The 25,378-nt window shown below is 46.7% G+C and carries 23 protein-coding genes, 1 pseudogene and 1 other annotated feature; of the genes and pseudogenes, 14 read left to right on the top strand and 10 right to left on the bottom strand.

The window, feature by feature from the left end:
- Positions 1 to 102: 102 nt before the first annotated feature.
- From OGV65_RS05690 to OGV65_RS05680, 3 genes and pseudogenes are all read left to right on the top strand, one after another.
- Positions 103 to 258: pseudogene (locus tag OGV65_RS05690) on the top strand (NlpC/P60 family protein); the annotation flags it as partial.
- On the top strand, positions 245 to 2,722 hold the full coding sequence (locus OGV65_RS05685) for a host specificity factor TipJ family phage tail protein (RefSeq protein ID WP_286454716.1): 2,478 nt from the start codon (positions 245 to 247) through the stop codon (positions 2,720 to 2,722). The pseudogene OGV65_RS05690 and the gene OGV65_RS05685, both read left to right, overlap by 14 nt.
- A gap of 56 nt (positions 2,723 to 2,778) precedes the next feature.
- Complete coding sequence (locus OGV65_RS05680) at positions 2,779 to 5,247, top strand: tail fiber/spike domain-containing protein (RefSeq protein ID WP_286454715.1); 2,469 nt, start codon at positions 2,779 to 2,781, stop codon at positions 5,245 to 5,247.
- A gap of 26 nt (positions 5,248 to 5,273) precedes the next feature.
- Here OGV65_RS05680 and OGV65_RS05675 read toward each other — a convergent pair whose 3' ends face one another.
- The 5 genes from OGV65_RS05675 to OGV65_RS05655 form a co-directional block, all read right to left on the bottom strand.
- Positions 5,274 to 6,461, bottom strand: a complete 1,188-nt coding sequence (locus tag OGV65_RS05675; protein ID WP_286454714.1) for a DUF6056 family protein — start codon at positions 6,459 to 6,461, stop codon at positions 5,274 to 5,276.
- A gap of 2 nt (positions 6,462 to 6,463) precedes the next feature.
- Positions 6,464 to 6,922, bottom strand: a complete 459-nt coding sequence (locus OGV65_RS05670) for a hypothetical protein (RefSeq protein WP_286454713.1) — start codon at positions 6,920 to 6,922, stop codon at positions 6,464 to 6,466.
- Positions 6,919 to 7,839: a glycosyltransferase family 2 protein gene (locus OGV65_RS05665; protein ID WP_286454712.1), complete on the bottom strand. Its 921-nt coding sequence runs from the start codon at positions 7,837 to 7,839 to the stop codon at positions 6,919 to 6,921. The genes OGV65_RS05670 and OGV65_RS05665 overlap by 4 nt, the downstream gene beginning before the upstream one ends.
- The gene (locus OGV65_RS05660) at positions 7,836 to 8,198 is read right to left on the bottom strand and encodes a GtrA family protein (RefSeq protein WP_286454711.1); all 363 of its coding nucleotides are present in this window, start codon (positions 8,196 to 8,198) and stop codon (positions 7,836 to 7,838) included. The genes OGV65_RS05665 and OGV65_RS05660 overlap by 4 nt, the downstream gene beginning before the upstream one ends.
- Before the next feature lie 293 nt (positions 8,199 to 8,491).
- Positions 8,492 to 10,474 carry an acyltransferase family protein gene (locus OGV65_RS05655; protein WP_286454710.1) on the bottom strand — a complete coding sequence of 661 codons (1,983 nt, stop codon included), beginning with the start codon at positions 10,472 to 10,474 and terminating at the stop codon, positions 8,492 to 8,494.
- Positions 10,475 to 10,922: 448 nt separating this feature from the next.
- Here OGV65_RS05655 and thrS point away from each other — a divergent pair, with 448 nt between their 5' ends.
- The 8 genes from thrS (at position 10,923) to ihfA (ending at position 18,206) form a co-directional block, all read left to right on the top strand.
- Positions 10,923 to 12,851: a threonine--tRNA ligase gene (thrS, locus tag OGV65_RS05650; RefSeq protein WP_047500283.1), complete on the top strand. Its 1,929-nt coding sequence runs from the start codon at positions 10,923 to 10,925 to the stop codon at positions 12,849 to 12,851.
- A 3-nt stretch (positions 12,852 to 12,854) separates the two neighbouring features.
- Positions 12,855 to 13,397, top strand: a complete 543-nt coding sequence (infC, locus tag OGV65_RS05645) for a translation initiation factor IF-3 (protein WP_048997935.1) — start codon at positions 12,855 to 12,857, stop codon at positions 13,395 to 13,397.
- A 96-nt stretch (positions 13,398 to 13,493) separates the two neighbouring features.
- Complete coding sequence (gene rpmI, locus OGV65_RS05640) at positions 13,494 to 13,691, top strand: 50S ribosomal protein L35 (protein ID WP_003030583.1); 198 nt, start codon at positions 13,494 to 13,496, stop codon at positions 13,689 to 13,691.
- A gap of 55 nt (positions 13,692 to 13,746) precedes the next feature.
- Positions 13,747 to 14,103 (top strand): 50S ribosomal protein L20, encoded by a 357-nt coding sequence (gene rplT, locus OGV65_RS05635; protein ID WP_003030578.1) that lies wholly within the window; start codon positions 13,747 to 13,749, stop codon positions 14,101 to 14,103.
- 120 nt (positions 14,104 to 14,223) lie between these two features.
- Positions 14,224 to 14,348 (top strand) — a sequence feature (Phe leader region).
- Positions 14,229 to 14,273: a pheST operon leader peptide PheM gene (gene pheM / locus OGV65_RS05630; protein ID WP_001386830.1), complete on the top strand. Its 45-nt coding sequence runs from the start codon at positions 14,229 to 14,231 to the stop codon at positions 14,271 to 14,273. Its footprint overlaps the feature before it by 45 nt.
- Positions 14,349 to 14,515: 167 nt before the next feature.
- Positions 14,516 to 15,499 carry a phenylalanine--tRNA ligase subunit alpha gene (gene pheS / locus OGV65_RS05625; RefSeq protein ID WP_016152865.1) on the top strand — a complete coding sequence of 328 codons (984 nt, stop codon included), beginning with the start codon at positions 14,516 to 14,518 and terminating at the stop codon, positions 15,497 to 15,499.
- A 15-nt stretch (positions 15,500 to 15,514) separates the two neighbouring features.
- The gene (pheT, locus tag OGV65_RS05620; protein ID WP_286454709.1) at positions 15,515 to 17,902 is read left to right on the top strand and encodes a phenylalanine--tRNA ligase subunit beta; all 2,388 of its coding nucleotides are present in this window, start codon (positions 15,515 to 15,517) and stop codon (positions 17,900 to 17,902) included.
- Between the two features lie 4 nt (positions 17,903 to 17,906).
- Positions 17,907 to 18,206, top strand: a complete 300-nt coding sequence (ihfA, locus tag OGV65_RS05615; RefSeq protein ID WP_003030571.1) for an integration host factor subunit alpha — start codon at positions 17,907 to 17,909, stop codon at positions 18,204 to 18,206.
- A gap of 40 nt (positions 18,207 to 18,246) precedes the next feature.
- On the opposite strand, the gene OGV65_RS05610 is transcribed toward ihfA, so the two are convergent.
- From OGV65_RS05610 to OGV65_RS05590, 5 genes are all read right to left on the bottom strand, one after another.
- Complete coding sequence (locus tag OGV65_RS05610; RefSeq protein WP_016152867.1) at positions 18,247 to 19,476, bottom strand: NupC/NupG family nucleoside CNT transporter; 1,230 nt, start codon at positions 19,474 to 19,476, stop codon at positions 18,247 to 18,249.
- 3 nt (positions 19,477 to 19,479) lie between these two features.
- Positions 19,480 to 20,442 (bottom strand): nucleoside hydrolase, encoded by a 963-nt coding sequence (locus tag OGV65_RS05605; RefSeq protein WP_286454708.1) that lies wholly within the window; start codon positions 20,440 to 20,442, stop codon positions 19,480 to 19,482.
- Between the two features lie 17 nt (positions 20,443 to 20,459).
- Complete coding sequence (locus tag OGV65_RS05600; RefSeq protein WP_016152869.1) at positions 20,460 to 21,194, bottom strand: outer membrane protein OmpK; 735 nt, start codon at positions 21,192 to 21,194, stop codon at positions 20,460 to 20,462.
- Between the two features lie 31 nt (positions 21,195 to 21,225).
- On the bottom strand, positions 21,226 to 22,440 hold the full coding sequence (locus OGV65_RS05595; RefSeq protein WP_286454707.1) for a PfkB family carbohydrate kinase: 1,215 nt from the start codon (positions 22,438 to 22,440) through the stop codon (positions 21,226 to 21,228).
- 86 nt (positions 22,441 to 22,526) lie between these two features.
- On the bottom strand, positions 22,527 to 22,685 hold the full coding sequence (locus OGV65_RS05590; protein WP_049268801.1) for a DUF1427 family protein: 159 nt from the start codon (positions 22,683 to 22,685) through the stop codon (positions 22,527 to 22,529).
- Between the two features lie 304 nt (positions 22,686 to 22,989).
- Between OGV65_RS05590 and btuC the strand changes: the two genes are divergently transcribed.
- Genes btuC through btuD form a run of 3 tightly spaced genes read left to right on the top strand, consistent with a single transcriptional unit; the run spans position 22,990 to position 25,330 of the window.
- Positions 22,990 to 23,970, top strand: coding sequence for a vitamin B12 ABC transporter permease BtuC (gene btuC / locus OGV65_RS05585; protein ID WP_032931198.1), 981 nt, complete (start codon positions 22,990 to 22,992; stop codon positions 23,968 to 23,970).
- A gap of 59 nt (positions 23,971 to 24,029) precedes the next feature.
- Complete coding sequence (locus tag OGV65_RS05580) at positions 24,030 to 24,581, top strand: glutathione peroxidase (protein ID WP_016156341.1); 552 nt, start codon at positions 24,030 to 24,032, stop codon at positions 24,579 to 24,581.
- Positions 24,581 to 25,330 (top strand): vitamin B12 ABC transporter ATP-binding protein BtuD, encoded by a 750-nt coding sequence (gene btuD / locus OGV65_RS05575; protein WP_047500298.1) that lies wholly within the window; start codon positions 24,581 to 24,583, stop codon positions 25,328 to 25,330. Before OGV65_RS05580 ends, btuD begins: the two co-directional genes overlap by 1 nt.
- The last annotated feature ends 48 nt before the right edge of the window (positions 25,331 to 25,378 follow it).

The raw sequence follows: 25,378 nt of genomic DNA, 5'->3' as shown, positions 1-25,378 counted from the left end.
TCATTCCTCGTTAATGCCCTTGCTGATGCTATCGGGCGGCAGCGCATGCTGTACGCAGGCCAGCCGGGAAACACCAAACGCACGAAGTTGTGGGATGAGTTCGGCTACCGCGGCGCGCAGCCGGCACATGTTGGCCTGGTACTGAACAGGCAGGCGCTGCACTCGCGCGGCGAGAATGGAAGCGTACGCATGGATTCATTGCTGGTCATTCAGCGGGCATTCACTAAAGTGGAGTTTTTCGAATATGGCGTTGATTGAACTCCAGCGTTTCCCGGGAACGCCAAAAGAACGCTACAGGGTGCCAAACGGCACCCTTTTTTATGACTGGCTTGCAGCCAATGACGCTACCTTTCACCGCGATCTGCTGATCGTTCGCAATGGCGTAAAGTTTGGCGAAGATGATGAGCTGGCGTTTGAGCTATGCGAACTGGACACCGTCCAGATTTTCGACCAGCCGAAGGGTATCATTGGCGACATTCTCAGCCCGATCTTCAAAGTTGTCGGCGCGGTATTCTCTTTCCTTGCGCCAAAGCCGGCGATCGCCAATACCGGCGGCAACACGATTGACTCGCCAAACAATAGCCTGACCGGCCAGACGAATACGGCGCGCGTCTACAAAGCAAAACCGGACATCTACGGACAAATCCGTTCGTTCCCGGATCTGATTCAGGAGTCGCTGTTCGAATACGTGCGCCAGAGCGACACGGATGGCGGCCTGAAGTACGTTACTGAGTGGATGTGCATCGGGATCGGCAAATACAATTACGAGTCCGTGCGTTATTCAGAGTCCAGCCTCGGAAGCATGGCCGGTGCAGAGTTTCAGTTTTACCAGCCGGGCGAGGTGATACCCACCATCAACGAAGGGTACGGTTTCGACGACGTAGACGGCCAGGAGGTGCCCGGGCAAAACGAATCGGACAATTTCCCGATCGAGACTGCTACGGCCACCACGGTTGTAAGCGGAACTTACTCCGGCGGGCAGATTGCAGTAAAAATCATCAAGCAGGCTGATTTTGATTACTTCATGGGGCTGGTCCTGCCGCACGCCGTTACCTTTACGATTAACGTCACCTACAGCACGCCAACCGGCAACGTAACGCAGGATGTCGATTTCTCCGGCACGCTGATTTCAGCTGTCGAAACTAACGACGGCGCGGTGGTTAACCCGGTCCGATGGTACACATTCACGATGGGGGATCTGATCGGCCCTCCTGACGTCCCGGCAACGGCGACAATTAACACGACGAAGTTCATCCTCAACGATAACGAAGCGCTCGTCGTTGGCCCGTTCTTCTCGCCGGTAGAGTCCTCTCAGTTGTGGCTACACACTCAGGTACAGCTGGGCGGCAAAAAGTCCGCTGACTGGAAGGTCACGATCTGGAAGATTGACGATGACTACAACCAGGTGCCGGGTACTCAGCAGACGTTCACGTATCACCAGGGGACGCCGCACAAATCATCCAGCGAAGTGTTTTATCGCACCGATAAGCTGACGCCGACCGGCGGTTTCGGCAAGTACGCCATTAACTTCCAGCGCACAGATAACTCTAGTGATGCCTCTATCCTGAAGGTTGAGGAGATCCACTCGGTCAACGTCAGAAACAACGTCGTGCATCCAACCGATACGCTGGTGCGCGTGAAGGTAAGGGCGACGGAGAACGCCCTGGGCAGCCGTGACCGAAAATACAACGCTCTGGTGACGCGTCAGACCATCAGTTACAACCTGGCGACGCAAGCGGTGGATTACACCCTGCGGGCCTCACGCTCATTCGCTGATGCAGTGACGCATACCTGGCTGATTATGGGCGAGCAACCTGTTAGCAGCATTGACCTGTACGGGCTGTACTCAATTGCTGAAAGCCTGACAGATGAGCGCCTGGGTTACTTCGACTACACGTTTGACGATGAGAACGATTCTCTCGGCGACCGCGTGCAGGCTATCTGCAATGCAGCGTCTGTCATGGCGTACTGGGATGACGGTGTACTGACCTTCACCCGCGACCAGAAGGTTGATTATCCGGCTGCTGTATTCAACCGGGCCAACATGAAGACAGACGAGTACAAAATTACGTACGAAGCCACGCTTCCAGGTGGTTATGATGGCGTGCAGGTGTCATACGTTCACCCGACTACGAACAACAAGACGTACATCAACTACCGCGTTCTGAACGGAGTTATCGTCGAGCAGGAAGCGGAGAACCCGAACAAGCTCGAGATAGTAGGCTTCCGTAACGAGTACCAGGCTCGGGAGCGAGCGCTACGCGAAACAAAACGTCTGATTTACTCGCGGGTGAAGATGAACGCCAAGGTGTTCGAGGACGGGATCATTCAGGTCGGCAGCGTCATTCAGATGCCGGATATCTACGACAGCAACCAGCAGCAGGGTTACATCACCGGGCGTTCTGGGAATGATTTCGATACCAGTGAGCCGATCATGTTTACCGGTTCTATGTATGTGCTGGTAACTGACAGCATGGGAAACCCGACCCTGCGTTATCCGGCAACGGCCCGAAGTGACACAAAATACGGTTTCACATCGGCAATGCCAGATATTCAGCTCAACATATGGAACGGAGACACTGTGCAGCTTCCATCGCGCTATCTCATCGCGACCGTGGAAGAGTTGGACAGCCAACTATGGACAGTTAACAGCATAAAGCCAAATGGCGACAACACAGTATCTCTGACCGTCGCAGAGTATAGCGAAAACATTTACCCATAACCCCATCTCAATCAACACAACCCGGCCACTGCGCCGGGTTTTTTTATGGAAAAAATATGGCTACTCAACCAACCAGTCTGCCAGTGCCGAGTGAGTCTCCGCGCGATCTGAAATTTAACGCCGGGAAGATTGATGAATTTGTCACGTCGATGGGATGGACATACACCGATCGCTTTGGCAATAAGCATTACACGATTGAAGGTATCAATTACCTCGCTCAACAAGTTATGAACGCCTTTGGATATGTCACGCTTACTGGGGTGACATTTACCACGGGGGCCACGGTATCCACTCCAAACGAAGTTCTGTTCAACCCAACTGATAACTCATATTACAAGTGGACAGGTTCATTCGCCGGTGGACCTAAAGTGGTTCCGGCTAATTCAACACCTGAGTCTACAGGTGGCATTGGACCAGGGGCGTGGATTAACGTCGGTGATACGGCATTGCGTTCTGAGCTGCAGAACGGTGACGGATCTCTCGTGAATACACGGTATGGTACGCTGGCCGAGTATGTTGAGAAAACGCCAAGCCTTCTGGCAACAAAGTATATGGATGAAACTGAGATGGCTGCACTTGCGTCCGGTGATTTGTCCGTTAACCATCAGCCTAAAATACAGCAGGTTATGGACGAGGCGCATGGTCTGAAGTGCTCGGTTTACTTTCCGCCTGGTACATACTGCTTTGATACCGCTGTTAACGTCTGGTCTTATGTCCGTTCTGTGTGGGGGGATGGTAGTGCAATTATAACTCGTAGGTACGGAAGTAGGTTTATATCGGGAACCACCAACATTGACCCAGTCAATGATACGCGCAAGCTATTTCGAATGCTGGGTGGTGCTGTTGGTAGTCAGTCCATTCATAGCCTGATCATTGACGGCGGTGCGCGTCGATTTACGGTGCCGAAACATACAGATACCGATCAGTCACTTCCAAATCAAACCTACTATGGCGATGTAGAGCCAGCAGATGTCGGCCCTTATATCTTTGGTCCTGACGGTCAGACGCCTGTATCTGGAACTTCATGGGATAATCACGATAAGAAAGAGTCCGGTTTAAGCATTTTTAACATGGTCTTCAAAGACCAACCGGGCGGAGCTGTTGTTGGTAACGGTCAGAATATTCGCGTGTATGGCAACCACTTTATGGGATGGTATGACCATGCGGTATACATCGCAGGGAGTAGTTTTGCCAATGCAGGCGATGGCATTCTTTGTGGTGATATTGTTGTAACAGGGAACGTATTCCGTAACAGAATTAATTCGCGTGGTAATGGGGCTGTTAAAGGACGGTTCGGTTTCACCAGATATGCGGTAACTGGGAACTCGTTTGATATTAACGATTACTGCATGGCATTCGAGACGGGGAATGCCCCAGCTCAGCAACCGTGGGGCGAAATTACAGTTACTAGTAACGTCTGCAATTCTGACGGGTTGTTTATGCAAATTGGTAACGATACGGGAACAAAATGGTTTAATACGGGCTGGATTAGCTCTATCGTTATCGCGAACAACGTCGCTAAATCGCTGGATCGTATCTTCCTTCTTGGGGTCAGTGGTTCTTCGGCGTATGTTATGGATAGCTACTCCGTCCAAGTCACCGGTAATCGGTTCTATGCCCCGTCATTCATGTCCATGTACACGTACATGACAAATACAGAATGGATGCTGGCTAACAATATTATTGAGATTACTGGCACCGCGATGATTACTGGTGTCGATCAGGCTACTGTTAACAACTCGAAACTACACCTCAAAAATAATGTCATGGGCGTCCTCCGGACAGATGTTCAGGGCAACGCTGCAATCAGCAATTTCCAAAAAGTCACTGTATCAGGAAATGCTCTACGTAATATCTACTTCCAGGTAGGTAGTTACTCTACTGAAGTGATATTTAAAGACAACGAGGTGGACTACACAGTGTCCTTGTCTTCTCGGAACTTTGCGCTCATGTATTCAGGGGGCGGCGGCGGTTTAACCCGTGTAAAAATCATCAACAACGTGTTTACAGGAGGAGTAGGGCGTTGTCAGCTTAAGTTCGGTAGTCAGGCGACAATGCAATGCACTGGCAACGAGTTCAATACAACGAGTGCGCCGTTCCTAGAGTTGCATACGTCCGGATACACCCCTACGAGAATGCGTATAAATGGAAATACGATGGTGGGCGGTGGGACTTTGCTCGCACCTTTAGCTGCTGGAGTACAATTATCCAGCGCCGGAAATTATATGGAGATAATGAATAACCTTTGCATGTCGGCATCACCGACTGCCCCAGAAGTAGTAACTCTCTATAACGATACGGGTGCCCAAAGTTGGGTCGCACACTACGAGACTATCCGGTGCACTAAAAATAGTTTTAAGTCAGCATTGGCGACCATCAATGCAACAGGAACGGCGCAAACTGGTCTGAGTACGACAAATAAATTCTGGTTTGGGGAGAACGCCACAGTAAACACAACTGTTGTATGCAGTTATCCGGCAACTAACAAAGCAAACACCGATATAGTACAGAGCACGAATATATAAATTGGGGCGGGCCTTGCCCGCCTTTTTTATAATTTAAATGTCTTTATCATTTCTCTGAAAACGAAAACTGTCATAATTACTTCTGAGAAAAAGAATGTTCTTGGTCTGTCATAAAATATTGATGGGGAGAAACCTAATGCAAAAACTATCAGTATTGAAGAAAGGAAAATAAATGCCAGCACCAAATTCACTTCTGAATCATCAGTGCTGAAATTGATTGTTAAAATATAAATACTCCAACATACTGAAATTAAAAGCATTAATTGAATATGCCAACCTTCAATTCCTGTAAAAGCATAGATATATTTCATGCTGGTCAAGCATATAATTGATAGTGATATTGAGGTAATAGTTGCAGTTGTAAACTTACGTTTTCTTACAGCATTTATAATTGCCAAAAACATAGCGATATACAGAATGAAATTATATTTTCCAGCAATGAAAGATGATACTGCGGTTGTTCCGTAGTATATTTTCCCTAACAATCCAATGTCGAAGAAATCGTTAAATCCAATACCCATCTCTTGAGCAAATCTTACGGAGTTGCCGGGCGCAAGGAATACAATGGATGCACAAATTAATACAGTAATGTATTGAATTACATGAAGTTTATCGAGGTTTTTTTTATGTATTTTTACACCAATCAAAACACCCATGACCATTATGGAAAACACAGCTATTTGTTCATTAAAAACAGAAAAAGCTGTGCATAATATCAAAATAATTCTGATGTATTTGCTTTTTATATCTTTTATATAAGAGAGAAAACCCAATAAAGAAAAAGCTGAAGGCCATAGATAGTTAAATGAACCTGTAACCCACCACACTGAATCCTTTAGGATTTCATTGGTGAAAAGAAAAAATAAAACTGAACAAATAATGAAGTCATAGTACTTGGTTTCTCGATTTACGCCTAACCGCGCATATAAAACAGACGCCATAACAATAGTTAGAATTAGTGTCGAGTTTATTACTCTAACCAAATTTATGTGGTTTATGAAAATTAACGTTGATAAATCAATAGGAATGCGTGATGACCATGTGAAATATCTTTTCCAAATGAAAGAAAAATAATCACCATTATTACTAATGGTTGTGTAATACATATCGTCAGCAAAGTTCATTTTATTAGTGTGAAAAAATGTCAACGCTAATATGAAAATAAAACACGATATGATAGATGCTGTTATTTTATTGTTAAGATTATATCTCATGATTAAATACCGCAATCTGTTACTGACATCCACGATTCACCTTTACTATTAACTTTAATAGCAACCTTTCCCGTGATTTTATTTTTATCTATCATTGCAAATGATTTAAAACCAGAGTTTGTATAATTAAGGTTATCAGAAAATGCTTTATTTGCTGTTCTAGAAGCATCTCCACGAACAGTGAGGATAGATTTATACTCACTAACTCCATTAGTTGTAGGCACTAAGATGGTAATGGTTTTTTCATCCATTGCTACTCCTTTTCTTATTGCCCATCCACTAATGGTTAAAAAATACTCTCCAAAGCGACATTCTTCAATTTTGTAAAATAGCTGATTTTCAGCTTGGGTCCCTGTATATTCTTTAGGGATAACCTTGCCAAGAAAAAAATACACTGATGAGCAGATGAAAACAGAACTCATCAACAATAATACAATTATTAATATTAATTTTTTATTCATTTTAGTTTTCTCTTTAATAGGTATTTTGGTCTTTTCTTGGTTTCTAGGTAGATTCTTCCAATATACTCACCAAGGACACCAATCCCAATCAGCTGTACGCCGCCAAGAAACAGTATTGAAACCAGTAGCGATGGATAGCCTGGGACATTATTACCGAATAGTAGCTTATCGACTATCAACCAAGCGCCATAAATAAAAGAAAGTCCTGCAACTATAAGACCAATGTATGTCCACATTCGTAGAGGAAATGTTGAAAAACTAGTAATACCCTCTAAGGCCAAGTTCCAGAGCTTCCAACCATTAAACTTAGTGCTACCTGCTATCCGCTCCGCTCGCACATACTCGACAACGTCAGTATTACCACCAACCCAACTAAGCACACCTTTCATAAATAGGTTTCGTTCGGGCATAAGCTTGATATTTTCCACAACTTCACGTGACATCAAGCGGAAATCACCGACGTTTTCTTCAATTTGCGGATTGCTAATTTTATTGTGTAGCTTGTAAAACCATTCAGCAGACTTTCGCTTTAAGCGGCTATCAGTTGATCGGTCAGCACGCTTTGCCAGAACCATATCTGCTCCATCTTGCCACTTCTGAATCAGATGTGGGATAACTTCAATAGGGTCTTGCAGGTCAACATCTATTGGAATTACTGCATCTCCAGTGGCATGCTCAAGACCGGCAAACAGCGCAGGCTCTTTCCCGAAATTTCTGGTGAATGAAAGAGACTTAACAAGATGATCGGACATGGAAAGTGCATCAATTATTGATTCTGTTGCGTCTTTGCTTCCATCATTGATAAAGACTATCTCTACTTCATGTAGTTGAAGGTCTTTAAATTCCCGCACAGTTTTATAGAAAATAGGTATCGTGGCTTCTTCATTGAAGACTGGGACGACCAGAGAAATTTTCATTTCGCATTCCTAAAAACAATGAATTTTGAGTATAAGAATCCTGCCGTGAGGCTGAATGCAGAAAATACAACCAGCGTAACAACCGGCGGCAGGCCTAGACTATCAGCCAAATAGCCAGTAAATGTCGCCATCATACCCATAAACAAAACAAAAGCCACATAGCGACCAGAGGTCGCCCGGGTTTTGAATGTCCATATAGCATTTGCGAAGAAACTGAATGTTACCGCGACAGCGAATGCGACTAAGTTAGAGATAGCCTGACTTTCCTCAAAGTAATACAACAAAAAACCGAAGCACATCCAATGAATAATGGTATTGACAACACCGATAGAAACATATCTAGTGAAAATCTTTAACATATATAAAATTCAGCTACTTAGCAAATAGGTGTAGTTTATCATTACTTTAGAGATTGATCGACACTATTGTGCTAAATTGACGAATCCTAGGTATGAATAATGTGAGAAATAGTAGCATTTTAGTGATAGATATGTGGGGCGCTCATGAATTAATTTCTGTTTGTTGCTAATAGTTTTTGTAAGAAATTATATTGGTTTTTTAAGTTAACTGAAACAACTCATTACTAATATTATGGCTTCTGTTTTCAATGAGGAATATGTTACATCGCCTGCATCTGCAGGCGATGTGTATGTTATTTCATTTTTAGATATTTCTCACCTAATAATTTAGAACCCAACCAGTTTAAGTGTCCGCCATCTCTATAAAGTATAACCCCGTTTATTTCCCCTGAGCATAGGCTATCATTACAAATCGCCTTGTTAGGGTCTATGTATTTAATTTGTGGGTATTTCTTTACCAAGTAATTTATAAATTCATCTGCACCCTTAATCTCTTCTTTTTTGTATTTGTTCGTGGAAATATCTTCCCCGCTAATTTTCCCCGCTTTTATCTTATTGTAATCAATACCATTAACCGAGTTAAAAAGGATGATTATTACGCCGTGACTAATGTATTTAGAGATCATATCCTCAATTCTGGTTCTATATTGGTTTGTTATTTTATTACCATATTGATCATATAACTCACATTCATGAGGCACGCCGCGAAGTTCATCATTGAAACATTTATCATACTGTCTCCAGTCTGCTGCTAGTATTACATATTTATATTTAAGTGATTCGTTAAATATCCATGATGTAAATTTTGCGGTATTTATTTTGTCTGCCAAGCCAAAAGTAGGTCGGCCATAAGACGTTCCTGGTATTGGTAAAGTCCAACTGATTGTTCTTTCTTGAAAATTTAAACCATTGGCCTTTGCCCATGCATCAAAAAATCCTGTACTTGCATTAGCGTAAGAGTCTCCCCATAAATATCCATCAACAGATTTTGATGTGTCACCAATGTTACATTCTGGAATTATTCTTTTGATATCCCAATTATTTTTGTAATAACTTGTATGACAAGTGCTTCTCATTTTACTTGGGTCGTTGCTAGCACTTAATTCATCTAAATAGCCCTTGAATCTATATGAGAACCCATCTGTTTTATATGAGGCAATAGTGATTCCTGTAAACGCAATGACAGGTAAAATGAAAAATAGCAGGACTGTTTTTTGAAATGAAAAATTCAGATACCTAGTCTTATTTTCAATAAAATGAAATGTTATGCTTGATAACAATAGTGTGGTAATGATAATGGTTAATTGATTTAACGGTGTTAGAGGCAGGCCCCTATAATTATAAAAGGCAATTAATGGCCAATGCCACAAGTAAGCGGCATAGGATATTTTCCCTATGTAAACAATCGGCTTAAAACTAAGGATTTTGTTAACTGATGGATAAATATTGCCATTACCAGCAATTATTATCATTGCAGTTCCAAGACATACAGGAAGCGCATTCAAGCCTGGGAAATTTGAATGCTTTGACAATATTAATGATGAAGCAATAATGATTATTGCACCTAACGATGCAAGTAAAGTTCTGATCTTGATTGTAGGAAATGTATTTTTTAGATAAATGGAACACATACCACCGATTAACAACTCGAAAGCTCTAGATGGTATCATGTAGTAAGCAAACGAAGGGTTGGTTAATGTTAGATATTGAGAATATCCAATGGATAATAAAAGGGAAGTTATGAATATAAACATCCCCTTCTTAAATCTAAATGCTAATGTTAATATTATCGGCCAAAGAATGTAAAACTGCTCTTCAACTGATAATGACCATGTGTGTAAAAGCGGGAGATTGTCTGTAGACTGATCAAAATAACCACCAGTGTTCAACATGAAAAAGAAATTGCTTAAAGAAAGCAACGATGCAAGAGCACTATTTATGAATTCTTTAAAATCTGTTTGCATCATAAAGAAATATGATGCAATGAATGTCACCGCGACTACTAATAATAGAGTTGGATAAATTCTTTTTATCCTTCGCAGATAAAAGTCTTGATAGCTAAAGGTCCCAGCTTGCAATTTAGGATATATGATTCCAGTAATGAGATATCCAGAAATCACAAAAAAAACATCAACACCAACAAAACCACCACTTATCCCTTGCACTCCAACATGATATAAAATCACCATTAATACGGCCAATGTGCGTAAGCCATCAATATCAGGTCTGTATTTAGCAGAATTCATACTGTTCTCTGTTTTATCCATTTTTGCCATGCTTGGCAGAATTCTAGATGTTGACTAAGTCACTGCAATCTTGGGCAATATTCTACCATCATACATCTGGATGATCGACATAGCATGGAAGAGAAGCCCAATCAGGTTGGCTTTTTGATATGTAAGGTGAAGTGAGACAAAAGCGGGACACACAAAGCTTTGCATCGGTTTGCAAGTGTTTGTGCTGCCCTTATCTAGTCGATTACATCCACTGTTGCAAGACAATTTGAAGCGATGTGAAACAGAGTGGTGCAATCACCACTTTTTTAGTGTTACCATCATTTTACCGGGTGAGGGACTGAGGATGTCAGTTTTTCATTTGTGTACCAGATTGTGTACCAATTTAGCGATTGTTGGTTAGATGGTTGCACAACTTACTGTAAACAAATAAATTTTCTCTTTGTATGTGATCTTACGTGTGGGTCACCACTGCAAATAAGGATATAACATGCCTGTTATTACTCTTCCTGATGGCAGCCAACGCCATTACGACCACGCTGTAAGCCCCATGGATGTTGCGCTGGACATCGGTCCAGGTCTGGCGAAAGCCACTATTGCTGGCCGTGTTGACGGTGAGCTGGTAGATGCTTCCGATCTGATTGAGCATGATGCGAAGCTCTCCATCATCACCGCGAAGGATGAAGAAGGTCTGGAGATCATTCGTCACTCCTGTGCGCACCTGTTAGGGCACGCGATCAAACAACTCTGGCCGCACACCAAAATGGCGATCGGACCGGTTGTTGATAACGGTTTTTACTACGATATCGATCTTGACCGTACGCTAACCCAGGAAGATGTCGACGCGCTCGAGAAGCGGATGCACGAGCTCGCTGAGAAAAACTACGATGTCATTAAGAAGAAAGTCAGCTGGTACGAAGCGCGTGAAACCTTCGTGAAGCGTGGCGAGACCTATAAAGTCTCCATTCTTGATGAAAACATTGCCCATGATGACAAGCCTGGCTTGTACCATCATGAAGAATATGTCGATATGTGCCGTGGCCCGCACGTGCCGAACATGCGTTTCTGTCATCACTTCAAACTGATGAAGACCGCTGGGGCATACTGGCGTGGCGACAGCAATAACAAGATGCTGCAGCGTATTTATGGTACTGCATGGGCCGATAAAAAAGCCCTGAATGCCTACCTGCAACGTCTGGAAGAAGCGGCCAAACGCGACCACCGTAAAATCGGTAAGCAGCTTGACCTGTATCATATGCAGGAAGAAGCGCCGGGTATGGTGTTCTGGCACAATGATGGCTGGACAATCTTCCGTGAACTGGAAGTCTTTGTTCGCTCAAAACTGAAAGAATACCAGTATCAGGAAGTTAAAGGTCCGTTCATGATGGACCGCGTGCTGTGGGAAAAAACAGGTCACTGGGATAACTACAAAGATGCGATGTTCACGACCTCTTCTGAGAACCGTGAATACTGCATTAAGCCCATGAACTGCCCGGGTCACGTGCAGATCTTCAATCAGGGTCTGAAATCCTATCGTGATCTGCCGTTGCGTATGGCCGAGTTTGGTAGCTGCCACCGTAATGAGCCGTCAGGCGCGCTGCATGGCCTGATGCGTGTTCGTGGCTTCACTCAGGATGATGCACATATCTTCTGTACAGAAGAGCAGATCCGTGATGAAGTTAACGCTTGCATTCGTATGGTCTACGATATGTATAGCACCTTTGGCTTCGAGAAAATCGTCGTCAAACTGTCCACTCGCCCCGAAAAACGTATCGGTAGCGATGAAATGTGGGACCGTGCTGAAGCTGACCTGGCCGTTGCGCTGGAAGAAAACAACATCCCGTTTGAGTACCAACTGGGTGAGGGCGCATTCTACGGTCCGAAAATTGAATTTACCCTGTATGACTGCCTCGATCGTGCATGGCAGTGCGGTACTGTACAGCTGGACTTCTCTCTGCCGTCCCGTTTAAGCGCCTCTTATGTTGGCGAAAACAACGAGCGTCAGGTGCCGGTTATGATTCACCGCGCAATTCTTGGGTCGATGGAACGTTTCATCGGTATCCTGACCGAAGAGTTCGCTGGCTTCTTCCCGACCTGGCTTGCGCCAGTTCAGGTTGTCGTCATGAACATCACCGATTCACAGTCTGAATACGTCAACGAATTAACGCAGAAACTACAAAATGCGGGTATTCGTGTAAAAGCAGACTTGAGAAATGAGAAGATTGGCTTTAAAATCCGCGAGCACACTTTACGTCGTGTCCCTTATATGTTGGTCTGTGGCGACAAAGAGGTAGAAGCAGGCAAAGTTGCCGTGCGCACCCGTCGTGGCAAAGACTTGGGCAGCCTGGACGTAAATGAAGTGATTGAGAAGCTGCAACAAGAGATTCGCAGCCGCAGTCTTCAACAACTGGAGGAATAAGGTATTAAAGGCGGAAAACGAGTTCAAACGGCACGTCCGAATCGTATCAATGGCGAGATTCGCGCCCTGGAAGTTCGCTTAACAGGTCTGGAAGGCGAAGCTTTGGGTATTGTGAGTCTGAGAGAAGCGATCGAAAAAGCTGAAGAAGCTGGAGTAGATTTAGTTGAAATCAGCCCTAACGCCGAACCGCCAGTTTGTCGTATTATGGACTACGGCAAGTTCCTTTATGAAAAGAGTAAGTCTTCTAAGGAACAGAAGAAAAAGCAAAAAGTTATCCAGGTTAAGGAAATTAAATTCCGTCCTGGCACCGACGATGGCGATTACCAGGTAAAACTCCGCAGCCTGGTACGCTTTCTGGAAGATGGCGATAAGGCTAAGATCACGCTGCGTTTTCGCGGTCGTGAGATGGCCCACCAACAGATCGGTATGGAAGTGCTCAACCGCGTCCGTGACGATCTGAGTGAACTGGCAGTAGTCGAATCCTTCCCTACGAAGATCGAAGGCCGCCAGATGATCATGGTGCTCGCTCCTAAGAAGAAACAGTAAGGCCTTCAAGAAGCAATGTCTGTGGAGCCTACGGGTTCCACAGCCGTTGTTCGCCTACGTTTCGTTTATTAACAATGCGAAGTGGAAGTTATTAAAATGCCAAAAATTAAGACCGTACGCGGTGCTGCTAAGCGCTTCAAAAAAACCGGTGGTGGTGGATTTAAGCGTAAGCACGCAAACCTGCGTCATATTCTGACCAAAAAATCTACTAAGCGTAAACGTCACCTGCGTCCAAAAGGCCTCGTTTCTAAAGGCGATCTGGGTCTGGTTATCGCGTGCCTGCCGTACGCATAAGCCGTTAACGTTTAATTAATTTTTTTACTAAGAATATAGATACAGGAGAGCACATATGGCTCGCGTAAAACGTGGTGTAGTTGCCCGTGCACGTCACAAGAAAATTTTGAAACAAGCTAAAGGCTACTACGGTGCGCGTTCTCGCGTATACCGCGTTGCCTTCCAGGCTGTTATCAAAGCTGGTCAGTACGCTTATCGTGACCGTCGTCAGAAAAAGCGTCAGTTCCGTCAACTGTGGATTGCGCGTATCAACGCAGCAGCACGTCAGAACGGTATTTCTTACAGCAAATTCATCAACGGCCTGAAAAAAGCCTCTGTTGAAATCGACCGTAAGATCCTGGCTGACATCGCAGTATTCGACAAAGTAGCGTTCACCGCTCTGGTCGAAAAAGCGAAAGCAGCTCTGGCATAAGCCGGTGAAAAGAGGGAGCCTGGCTCCCTCTCTTTTATTTGTAGTGCAATCAATTGGTTGACAATTTATCCGTAAGCCTTTTCAATAAAGGTTGTCCGGTTTTTACCACACAAGGTAACGCAAGCATGAATGCTGCTATTTTCCGCTTCTTCTTTTACTTTAGCACCTGAACTCAGGAGGCTTGCGCGTGAAAGAAGAAACGGAAAACAGCGCCTAAAAGCCTCCCTGGTGGAGGCTTTTTTTATACACGTTATCCTTCAGGCTGCCTCTGCGTTGGCTGCAGTCGCTTCCCCCAGTCTCGTACTTGTGTACGCTCCTGAGGATTAGCGCTTTACTGCTGCCTTGACTCAGCCAGAATGATTTTGTGTATATACGAGCGACTAGTGAATATCGCAACATAACGAGGAAAACCATGTCACATCTCGCAGAGCTGGTTGCCAGTGCAACGGCCGCCATTAACCAGGCTTCAGATGTTGCCGCGTTAGACAATGTCCGCGTCGAATATTTGGGCAAGAAAGGGCACCTGACCCTTCAGATGACTACCCTGCGTGAACTGCCGGCAGAAGAGCGCCCGGCAGCAGGTGCGGTGATAAACGAAGCCAAAGAGCAGGTTCAGCAAGCGCTGAACGCGCGTAAAGCCGAATTAGAAAATGCCGCGCTGAATGCTCGTCTGGCTGAAGAAACGATCGATATCTCCTTGCCTGGGCGTCGTATCGAAAACGGCGGTTTGCATCCGGTAACGCGGACTATCGATCGCATTGAAAGTTTCTTTGGTGAGCTGGGCTTTACCGTGGCGACCGGTCCGGAAATCGAAGATGATTATCATAACTTCGATGCGCTGAACATTCCTGGCCATCACCCGGCGCGCGCTGACCACGACACTTTCTGGTTTGATGCGACGCGTCTGCTGCGCACGCAGACTTCCGGCGTGCAGATCCGCACCATGAAAGAAAAACAGCCGCCGATCCGTATTATCGCTCCGGGCCGCGTATATCGTAACGACTACGATCAGACGCACACCCCAATGTTCCATCAGATGGAAGGGCTGATTGTTGATACCAACATCAACTTCACCAACCTGAAAGGCACGCTGCACGATTTCCTGCGCAACTTCTTTGAAGAAGACCTGCAGGTTCGTTTCCGTCCTTCCTACTTCCCGTTCACCGAACCTTCTGCGGAAGTCGATGTGATGGGTAAAAATGGCAAATGGCTGGAAGTATTGGGTTGCGGAATGGTTCATCCGAATGTGCTGCGTAACGTCGGTATCGATCCGGAAATCTACTCTGGCTTTGCATTCGGTATGGGTATGGAGCGTCTGACCATGCTGCGTTACGGCGTAACCGATCTGCGTTCTTTCTTCGAAAACGATCTGCGTTTCCTCAAACAGTTTAAATAAAGGCAGGATAAAACAATGAAATTCAGTGAACTGTGGTTACGCGAATGGGTAAACCCGGCTATTGATAGCGATGCGTTGTCAAACCAAATCACGATGGCGGGTCTGGAAGTTGACGGTGTGGATCCTGTTTCTGGCGCGTTCAACGGCGTTGTAGTGGGTGAAGTGGTTGAGTGCGCTCAGCATCCTAACGCTGACAAACTGCGCGTCACCAAGGTGAATGTCTGCGGCGACCGCCTGCTGGATATCGTCTGCGGTGCGCCAAACTGCCGTCAAGGGCTGAAGGTGGCTGTAGCAACCGTTGGTGCCGTTCTGCCGGGCGATTTCAAAATCAAAGCCGCGAAACTGCGCGGTGAACCGTCTGAAGGCATGCTGTGCTCGTTCTCCGAGCTGGGTATTTCCGACGATCACAACGGTATTATCGAACTGCCTGTCGATGCACCAATTGGTACCGATATCCGTGAATACCTGAAACTTGACGATAATACTATCGAAATCAGCGTCACTCCGAACCGCGCCGACTGCTTAGGCATTATCGGTGTAGCACGTGACGTTGCTGTACTGAACAAAGCCCCTCTGGTTGAGCCGGAAATAGCGCCAGTAGCCGCAACCATTAACGACGTCCTGCCGATTCAGGTCGACGCGGTGGAAGCCTGCCCACGCTATTTGGGCCGCGTGGTGAAAGGCATTAACGTTAAAGCGCCAACCCCGCTGTGGATGAAAGAAAAACTGCGTCGTTGCGGCATCCGCTCGATCGATGCCGTGGTTGACGTGACTAACTATGTGCTGCTCGAATTGGGCCAGCCGATGCACGCATTCGACAAAGACCGCATTGAAGGCGGGATTGTTGTCCGCATGGCAAAAGAAGGTGAAACCCTGGTATTGCTGGACGGCAGTGAAGCGAAGCTGAATGCGGATACGCTGGTGATTGCGGACCATAACAAAGCGCTGGCAATGGGCGGCATCTTTGGTGGCGAGCACTCCGGTGTGAATGATGAAACGCAAAACGTCCTGCTGGAATGCGCGTTCTTCAGCCCGCTGTCTATTACCGGTCGCGCGCGTCGTCACGGTCTGCACACCGATGCCTCTCACCGCTATGAGCGTGGTGTCGATCCGGCGCTGCAACATAAAGCCATGGAACGTGCTACGCGCCTGCTGATTGATATCTGCGGCGGCGAAGCGGGTCCAATCATTGACGTGACGAACGAAGCCTCGCTGCCAAAACGCGCAACCATTACGCTTCGCCGTAGCAAACTGGATCGTCTGATCGGACACCATATTGCAGATGAGCAGGTGAGCGATATTCTGCGCCGTCTGGGTTGTGATGTCACGGAAGGGCAAGATGAGTGGAAAGCGGTAGCGCCGAGCTGGCGTTTCGATATGGAGATCGAAGAAGACCTGGTCGAAGAAGTCGCCCGTGTATACGGTTATGACAATATCCCGAATACGCCAATTCAGGCGGGTCTTATCATGGGTACGCATCGTGAAGCGGATTTGTCGCTGAAACGCGTAAAAACCATGCTGAATGACAAAGGCTACCAGGAAGTTATTACCTACAGCTTTGTCGACCCGAAAGTCCAGGCGCTGCTGCACCCGGGTGAAGAAGCGCTGTTGCTGCCAAGCCCAATCTCGATTGATATGTCGGCAATGCGTTTATCCCTGTGGACCGGCTTGCTGTCTACGGTAGTGTACAACCAGAATCGTCAGCAAAACCGCGTGCGTATTTTCGAAACGGGTTTACGTTTCGTACCGGACACGCAGGCTAATCTCGGGATCCGTCAGGATCTGATGCTGGCGGGCGCGATCTGCGGTAACCGTCATGATGAACACTGGAATCTGGCAAAAGAGACCGTTGATTTCTATGATCTGAAAGGCGATCTGGAAGCGGTTCTCGACCTGACCGGCAAGCTGGCGGATATTCAATTCAAAGCTGAAGCGAATCCAGCACTGCATCCGGGGCAGTCTGCGGCGATTTATCTGAAAGGTGAACGCATTGGTTTCATTGGGGTTGTTCATCCTGAACTTGAACGTAAACTGGATCTGAACGGTCGCACTCTGGTGTTTGAACTGGAGTGGAACAAGCTCGCAGACCGCGTGGTGCCTCAGGCGCGTGAAGTTTCTCGCTTCCCGGCGAACCGTCGCGACATCGCGGTCGTTGTGGCAGAAAACGTTCCCGCTGCGGATATTTTATCCGAATGTAAGAAAGTTGGCGTAAATCAGGTAGTTGGCGTAAACTTGTTTGACGTGTACCGCGGTAAGGGTGTTGCGGAGGGTTATAAGAGCCTCGCTATCAGCCTGATCCTTCAGGATACCAGCCGTACACTTGAAGAAGAGGAGATTGCCGCTACCGTCGCCAAATGTGTAGAGGCATTAAAAGAGCGATTCCAGGCATCATTGAGGGATTGAACCTATGGCGCTTACAAAAGCTGAAATGTCAGAATATCTGTTTGATAAGCTTGGGCTTAGCAAGCGGGATGCCAAAGAACTGGTCGAGCTGTTTTTCGAAGAGATCCGTCGTGCTCTGGAAAATGGTGAGCAGGTAAAACTCTCTGGTTTTGGTAACTTCGATCTGCGTGATAAGAATCAACGTCCGGGCCGTAATCCGAAAACGGGCGAAGATATTCCCATTACAGCACGGCGCGTGGTGACCTTCAGACCCGGACAGAAGTTAAAAAGCCGGGTTGAAAACGCAACGCCGAAAGAAGAGTAATCTGAACTAACTAAAAAGGCCGCGAATGCGGCCTTTTTTCTTAGTGGGCCAGAAGGAAAAACAGCCCGGTCAGTGCTGCGCTCAGCAGGTTAGACAACGTGCCCGCCAGGATCACTTTAAGCCCCATTTTAGCAATGAAACTTTTTTTCCCCGGCACAATCCCCCCCAGTACGCCAATCAATGCGGCAGGAGAGGACAAATTGGCAAACCCAGCCAGCGCCATGATCGTTATTATCTGCGAATATTCCGACAGTTGGTCTTTCATTGGAATAAAGCTGGTATACGCGACGAACTCATTCAACACCAATTTTTGACCTAACAGGCTGCCAATTTGCAAGACTTCGTTAGCGGGAATGCCCAACAGCCAGGCAACCGGAGCAAAGAGGTAACTAAAGATAAATTGTAGCGTGACGTTACCATAGCCGAAAAAGCTACAAAACCAGCCCAACAAGCCGTTCACCATAGCAATTAATGCAATCAGTGCCAGAAGCATTGCCCCCACGTTAGCGGCGAGCTTCAGCCCGATAGTCGCGCCATTTGTCGCCGCTTCAACGATGTTGATAGGCTTTTCATCTTGACCAAGCATATCGCCTGACACGTCGGCAGTGTTTTCGGGTTCCGTTTCTGGAAACAGCATTTTCGCCATTAACAGACCGCCTGGTGCTGACATAAAAGAGGCGGCTACCAGATAGCGAATTTCGATCCCCATACTGGCATAGCCAACCAGCACTGAGCCTGCGATAGAGGCCACACCACCTGTCATGAGGGCAAACAGTTCTGAGCGCGTCATGCGTGGCGCATAAGGCTTCATCAGGACGAAGACGTCAGTATTGCCCGCAAAAATATTGGCCGTTGCAGCCATGGATTCTGCGGGGCTGGTGCGCAGCAGTTTATGGATACCCGTACCGATGAGACGGATAATCCACTGCATGATGCCCAGGTAGTACAGCACGGAGAACAATGCCGACATAAAAATGATAATCGGCAGAACATGCACGGCAAATACAAACCCCATTTTGAACTGTCCGAGATTACCGAAGAGAAAGTTAATCCCTTCCGACGAATAGTTCAGCATGCCTGACAGACTGTTTGATATGGCGAGTAAGATTTTTTCCCCTAAGGGGACATACAGGATAAATGCAGCAAAAAGAGCCTGGATTGCAAAGGCGCCGCCAACGGTGCGAAACCGGATAGCTTTGCGATTTTCTGAACATAGCCAGGCAACGAGTAACAGGACAACAATGCCAAGTATGACGATGAGTATCTGCATGGTTTATCCCTCATCGGCATCAATGATGCTACGGAAAAGATCTTTAAAGAGAGCATCCCGCTCAATAAATTTTGCGACCTGAATGACGTGACGGCGGTTATCAAAACTCCAGCTCAGATTGTCATTGATCAAAGGGGATGTACGGTATTCACAGGTGAACCAGTCAGGATTCAGGACATAGCCAACCGTAGTGATATCCCAAATGACTTTGCGGGATGCAAAACCAATCCAGGGGCATCGCGGGGCAATTTCAGCAAAGTAGCTACCAATGCGGCTGGTCTCTGCAAAATAGTGCTGCATCTCTGGGACCGATGAGGCCATAGTGTTAGCCACGCCAAAGCAGGGGATTTGGGTGAGCGCTACGCCGCTATCAAAAAGTACCCGACTCGCCGCAATGTCCTGCATCAGGTTGAATTCATGATTATCTTTCCAGGCATAACTGTTACCCCCAAGCCAGATGACATGAATCTTTGTGACGATGTCCGGCGCGAGGAGCAGTGCGTTAGCGATATTGGTCGGCGCGGCGATTGCGAGTACATGTAATGTTTGCTCAGCCGTTCTTGCCCGGTTAATCAAATCCTTTACTGCAGCTGACATCTCCGGCTGATTGCTATCTTTCAGATAGCGTGTTGAACCCTGGAATATTTGCGGTATGTTTTCGCGGCGGGGGAGTTTGTTAAATACGCGATAGATCTCATCGACGCTCAGTTGCATGCCTACTGCGGGATCGTCAACATATGTGTGCGAGCCCTCTTTACCAAAATAGTGGTTGGTAAACGGAGCGGCGTAAACAGCTTGCAGATCGAGGCGCTCCGGGTGTAAGAATGCCCAGGCAATGGCCATCTGATCGTCAATTTCATTGTAGGTATCGCTGTCAATAATGATAGGCACTTTTCCATGCTTAGGTGGCGTAATTAAGGCAATACGCTGCGCTGAAGTTAATTCAGGCCAGTGGATACTTAACATCGTTAATGTTCCTTAAGTTAGAAGTCGTAGGCCAGTCGATAAATGAGAATATCGCCATATCCATCCGCACCAAGTTTGTTATAGAAGTATCGATACATTAATGTGGTGGATATATGAGGCATGATTTTCCAGGTAATATTCAGACCGCCGTTTAAACCATTGCTACCATGATTGTTAGCGGTATAGTCATCATTACGGTCAAGTTCTATTTCATTCCAATTGGACAGTAAGAAGTCCTGATTGAGAAGATTGAAAGCATAACCAGCGTTCCATCCAATTGAGAAACCATTGAGTCCATTAATATCATAAGCTGGGCCAAAATTACTGTGTGCGGTAATGTACTGACGAGCAATCCAGGGTTTAAACCACCATCCATCGCCTTTCAGGTCGGTATAGCCAAGCCCAATAAATTGATTCGTCTCTTTAAAATTGGGACTTTGCGAATTATAGACTTTTGTAAATAGGCTGGCACCCGTTTTCCAGAGGTAGGTATGGATTTCACCATTCGCAGTCTGCCCCTGATTTCCCTCGTCGTCTAGGATATTTTCAAAATCATAAAAACCGTACATTTCACCCCAATCAAAACCAATACCTCCCTCAATACCAATTAAGGCTTGTTCATATTCGAGGTCTTTAACACCGGCATCCCAGGATTGATAGTCAAAATGTATATTTCCCCAGCCGTATTGTTGTTCAGCTAATGAGGAAAAAGCTACGCACGATAATAAAGCCCCGAAGGCGATTTTTTTCATTTTATATCCCTATTTTGGTGGTGGATTAATATCAGTATTTAGTACAAACTAATCGTTTTAATACGAGTTCATGGGATGGCATGTTGGCTGCACCTTCACGCTCTACGGCCAGTGCTGCAAATACACAGGCGTAATGAATTGCGTTGGCAATATTTTCTCCACAGGCAAGTCGTGCCGCGAGTGCACCATTAAATGCATCACCGGCGCCGGATGTATCAATATTAACGGCGGGATATGCCGGGAACTGTTGGTGTGTAGATCCATCAAATAACCAGCACCCATCTTTGCCTAACGTAATTAGAATATATTGTGGTCCCATTTGGTGCATGGTTTCGGCGGCCTGACGAATATCGTCTGGCGTACGAATAGCCTTGCCAATTATCGCCTCTGCTTCTGTGAGGTTTGGGGTTAGGATGTGTGTCCAGCGGAGAAGGTCTGTCACCTCCTTGCGCCATGGCGCTGGATTCAGGATTGTCATCACCCCGGCGGCATGTGCGAACTTAATAGCTTGAGCTGTAGCGTCAGGATTGTTTTCCATCTGCGTCAAAAAAACATTGGCGGTGCCTATCTCGTCATAACAGGATATAATTTCTTCACTCGTTATTTCCTGATTAGCCCCTGGATTAATAACGATTATATTATCGCCAGCCTCTTCGGATATCATCACTACGGCACTGCCGGTTGGTGCATCATTTTTGGTAAAGATGGTTAGTTTTTCTAATCCTACGCCATTTAAAAAATGCTGGGCTTTGGTTGAAAACTCATCTTCACCTAATTTGACTGTAAAATAAGTGCGAGCATTGGCTTGTGCGGATGCTATCGCCTGGTTGCTGCCTTTCCCTCCGGGTAAACAACAGGAAAAAAGCGCGCGCGTGGTTTCCCCTGAAATAGGAAAGCGGTGAAGCCGATAGACTAAGTCGGTGTTAAATGAACCCAGAATGTAAACTTTACCATTGTTTTCGTTCATTGATATTTCTCGTTCGATCTTTGATTGGTTAATGATGATGTTTTGGTGCAAATAAAGAGAGTTGTTCTCATATAATGGGAATGCATTGTCGTGATTATATACAGCACCTCCATAGCATGAGCGGACATGTCCTGTTTTTACAAGGTCATTGATGTCGCGGCGGAGTGTTCTTTCCGTAACATCAAGTACCTTAACAAGAGATGATATTTTTACACTTCCTTGTTTTTTGAGTAGTGTTAAAATATAGCGAAGACGCTGTTTTTTGTAACGACAGGGCATCTAATCCTCACTTTTCATGAATGTGATGAGAGGTCCATGTAATAAGTTTATTTTGTCTATACGTTAATTTTTTTTGGTGAATGAATTTATTTGTTGAATAAATAGTTAAAGATCTGATTACCACTAAGTACACCGATGATACCAAATACACCAGGCCAGACAGTAGGGGCTGGAATGGGTAGTTTTATTAATGTAAATATGAAACCAATAATTGCACCGGCAATAAGCGAAAGAATTATATCCATAAGATAATTCCTGAGGGTGTTATGATGATACGAAGACTACACAATATATTTACGTATTGATGAGAAGACAATCACACAAAACTTCTGCAACCGGACATTCTGTCCGGTTGTGGTTATTTATTTAATCTCAGGAACGATATTAATAATGACAGCGACTACCTGGTATTGCTGCCAGCATTGCATTAGGCAAAAGTCTAAGGTTCATGCTGTTTTGGGCCATTGCCTCATTTGCGGTAGACCTTCCTTCCATGTTTTTTGCTTTCATCGTAAAATTAATGAGATAACCCATAAAAAAAGTATAAACATGCAACCTTTTGCACAATTACAACGTCGGCGAGACCGATACTGGTTAGGCACTTTATCGCTGTTGCTATTGGTCATGCTCGTGATTAGCTTATGCGCAGGAGAACAGTGGATCGCCCCCGGCGACTGGTTCAGCGCCCGCGGCGATCTGTTCGTCTGGCAAATCCGATTTCCCCGTACCCTCGCCGTTTTGCTGGTAGGTGCTGCGTTGGCCTTATCTGGCGCAGTGATGCAAGCTCTCTTTGAAAACCCGCTCGCAGAGCCTGGATTACTGGGCGTGTCTAATGGCGCGGGCGTCGGGCTCATCGCCGCGGTGCTGCTGGGGCAGGGGCAGCTCCCCGGCTGGGCGTTGGGCTTATGCGCCATCGCTGGGGCGCTGATTATCACGCTTATTCTGCTCCGTTTTGCCCGCCGTCATTTGTCTACCAGCCGTCTGCTGTTGGCGGGGGTGGCGCTGGGCATTATCTGTAGCGCGCTGATGACATGGGCCATCTACTTCTCCACTTCTTTTGATTTGCGACAGCTAATGTACTGGATGATGGGGGGCTTTGGTGGCGTTGACTGGCATCAGGCCTGGCTCATGGTGGCGTTGATTCCAGTGCTGGTGTGGATCTGCTGTCAGTCGCAGCCGATGAATATGCTGGCGCTGGGGGAGACTTCTGCACGTCAGTTGGGATTGCCATTATGGTTCTGGCGCAACCTGCTGGTGGTCGCCACGGGCTGGATGGTTGGCGTAAGCGTGGCTCTGGCGGGAGCGATTGGCTTTATTGGGCTTGTGATCCCACATATTCTGCGGCTGTGCGGCTTAACCGATCATCGCGTGTTACTGCCGGGCTGCGCGTTGGCTGGCGCTATCGTATTACTGTTGGCTGATGTTGTCGCGCGTCTGGTGCTGGCCTCGGCTGAGCTGCCAATTGGCGTGGTGACGGCCACCATGGGCGCACCGGTATTTATCTGGCTATTGTTAAAAGCCGCGCGCTAGAACGCGTTGATTCGGTCTATGATTAAAAACTAAAATCCACCTGTTGTTCTGGAGATGCTATGCAAAACACTATCCTCGATACAGACGTGACGACCATCGACGGCGAGGTGACCTCACTGCAGCCGTATGCCGGAAATGTGCTGTTAATCGTCAACGTTGCTTCAAAATGTGGGCTAACGCCGCAATATGAGCAACTGGAGAATCTGCAGAAAGCCTGGCATCAGCAGGGCTTTACCGTTCTTGGGTTCCCCTGCAACCAGTTTCTGGGCCAGGAGCCGGGCAGTGAAGAGGAAATAAAAACGTACTGCAGTACCACCTGGGGCGTTACCTTCCCGATGTTCAGCAAAATTGAGGTCAACGGCGAGGGACGCCATCCGCTGTATCAGAAACTGATTGATGCCGCGCCAACCGCCGTTGCGCCTGCGGATAGTGGATTCTATGAGCGTATGGCGAGTAAAGGTCGGGCGCCGCTCTACCCGGACGATATTCTGTGGAATTTCGAGAAGTTTTTAGTGGGTCGGGATGGTCAGGTACTGCAACGATTTTCACCCGATATGACGCCTGAGGATCCTGTTCTGGTGCAATCCATCAAGACGGCGCTGGCAAACTAATGTCTCGATTGATGCAGCTACAGGACGTAGCAGAATCGACCCGACTCGGCCCACTTTCTGGTGAGATAAAAGCAGGGGAGATCCTGCATTTAGTGGGACCTAACGGCGCAGGAAAGAGCACACTGTTGGCGCGAATGGCGGGGCTGACGACCGGCAAGGGCAGCATCACCTTTGGTGATGTGTCATTGGATGAATGGCCGGCAGCAAAGCTGGCGCAATATCGCGCTTATCTTGCGCAACAGCAAAACCCGCCGTTTGCGATGCCGGTCTGGCATTTTCTGACGCTGCATCAACCCGATAAAACACGCACCGATCTGTTACAGGAAGTCGCCGATGCGCTTGGGCTTGGGGATAAGCTGGGACGCAGCGTGAATCAGCTCTCTGGCGGTGAGTGGCAGCGCGTGCGCCTGGCTGCGGTTATCCTGCAGATTTGCCCACAAGCGAATCCATTCGGCCAGCTTTTGCTGCTGGATGAGCCGATGAACAGCCTGGACGTGGCGCAACAAAATGCACTGGACCGGATGCTGGGTCAGTTGTGTTTGCAGGGCATCGCGATTGTAATGAGCAGCCATGACCTTAATCACACCTTACGTCATGCGCACAAGGCCTGGCTCCTCAAACGCGGGAAGCTGCTTGCCAGTGGTGCTCGTGATGCGGTACTAACGCCGGCCAATCTGTCTGCGGCTTATGGTGTGAACTTCCGTCGTTTGGATATTGAAGGCCACAGAATGCTCATATCAACCACTTAAGTTAAATGGGTTCTTGAAAATCATATAATTTCCACGCTAAATTGACAT

Origin of the sequence: Citrobacter sp. Cb004 (assembly GCF_030337065.1) — a bacterium.
Classification (GTDB): domain Bacteria; phylum Pseudomonadota; class Gammaproteobacteria; order Enterobacterales; family Enterobacteriaceae; genus Citrobacter; species Citrobacter braakii.
The sequence above is the reverse complement of the archived record's forward strand: the minus strand, read 5'-3'. Positions and strand labels throughout refer to the sequence as shown.

Coding starts and splice junctions, on each gene's coding strand:
- OGV65_RS05685 (WP_286454716.1), top strand. CDS start 245: ATGGCGTTGATTGAACTCCAGCGTTTCCCGGGAACGCCAAAAGAACGC.
- OGV65_RS05680 (WP_286454715.1), top strand. CDS start 2,779: ATGGCTACTCAACCAACCAGTCTGCCAGTGCCGAGTGAGTCTCCGCGC.
- OGV65_RS05675 (WP_286454714.1), bottom strand. CDS start 6,461: ATGAGATATAATCTTAACAATAAAATAACAGCATCTATCATATCGTGT.
- OGV65_RS05670 (WP_286454713.1), bottom strand. CDS start 6,922: ATGAATAAAAAATTAATATTAATAATTGTATTATTGTTGATGAGTTCT.
- OGV65_RS05665 (WP_286454712.1), bottom strand. CDS start 7,839: ATGAAAATTTCTCTGGTCGTCCCAGTCTTCAATGAAGAAGCCACGATA.
- OGV65_RS05660 (WP_286454711.1), bottom strand. CDS start 8,198: ATGTTAAAGATTTTCACTAGATATGTTTCTATCGGTGTTGTCAATACC.
- OGV65_RS05655 (WP_286454710.1), bottom strand. CDS start 10,474: ATGGCAAAAATGGATAAAACAGAGAACAGTATGAATTCTGCTAAATAC.
- thrS (WP_047500283.1), top strand. CDS start 10,923: ATGCCTGTTATTACTCTTCCTGATGGCAGCCAACGCCATTACGACCAC.
- rpmI (WP_003030583.1), top strand. CDS start 13,494: ATGCCAAAAATTAAGACCGTACGCGGTGCTGCTAAGCGCTTCAAAAAA.
- rplT (WP_003030578.1), top strand. CDS start 13,747: ATGGCTCGCGTAAAACGTGGTGTAGTTGCCCGTGCACGTCACAAGAAA.
- pheS (WP_016152865.1), top strand. CDS start 14,516: ATGTCACATCTCGCAGAGCTGGTTGCCAGTGCAACGGCCGCCATTAAC.
- pheT (WP_286454709.1), top strand. CDS start 15,515: ATGAAATTCAGTGAACTGTGGTTACGCGAATGGGTAAACCCGGCTATT.
- ihfA (WP_003030571.1), top strand. CDS start 17,907: ATGGCGCTTACAAAAGCTGAAATGTCAGAATATCTGTTTGATAAGCTT.
- OGV65_RS05610 (WP_016152867.1), bottom strand. CDS start 19,476: ATGCAGATACTCATCGTCATACTTGGCATTGTTGTCCTGTTACTCGTT.
- OGV65_RS05605 (WP_286454708.1), bottom strand. CDS start 20,442: ATGTTAAGTATCCACTGGCCTGAATTAACTTCAGCGCAGCGTATTGCC.
- OGV65_RS05600 (WP_016152869.1), bottom strand. CDS start 21,194: ATGAAAAAAATCGCCTTCGGGGCTTTATTATCGTGCGTAGCTTTTTCC.
- OGV65_RS05595 (WP_286454707.1), bottom strand. CDS start 22,440: ATGCCCTGTCGTTACAAAAAACAGCGTCTTCGCTATATTTTAACACTA.
- OGV65_RS05590 (WP_049268801.1), bottom strand. CDS start 22,685: ATGGATATAATTCTTTCGCTTATTGCCGGTGCAATTATTGGTTTCATA.
- btuC (WP_032931198.1), top strand. CDS start 22,990: ATGCAACCTTTTGCACAATTACAACGTCGGCGAGACCGATACTGGTTA.
- OGV65_RS05580 (WP_016156341.1), top strand. CDS start 24,030: ATGCAAAACACTATCCTCGATACAGACGTGACGACCATCGACGGCGAG.
- btuD (WP_047500298.1), top strand. CDS start 24,581: ATGTCTCGATTGATGCAGCTACAGGACGTAGCAGAATCGACCCGACTC.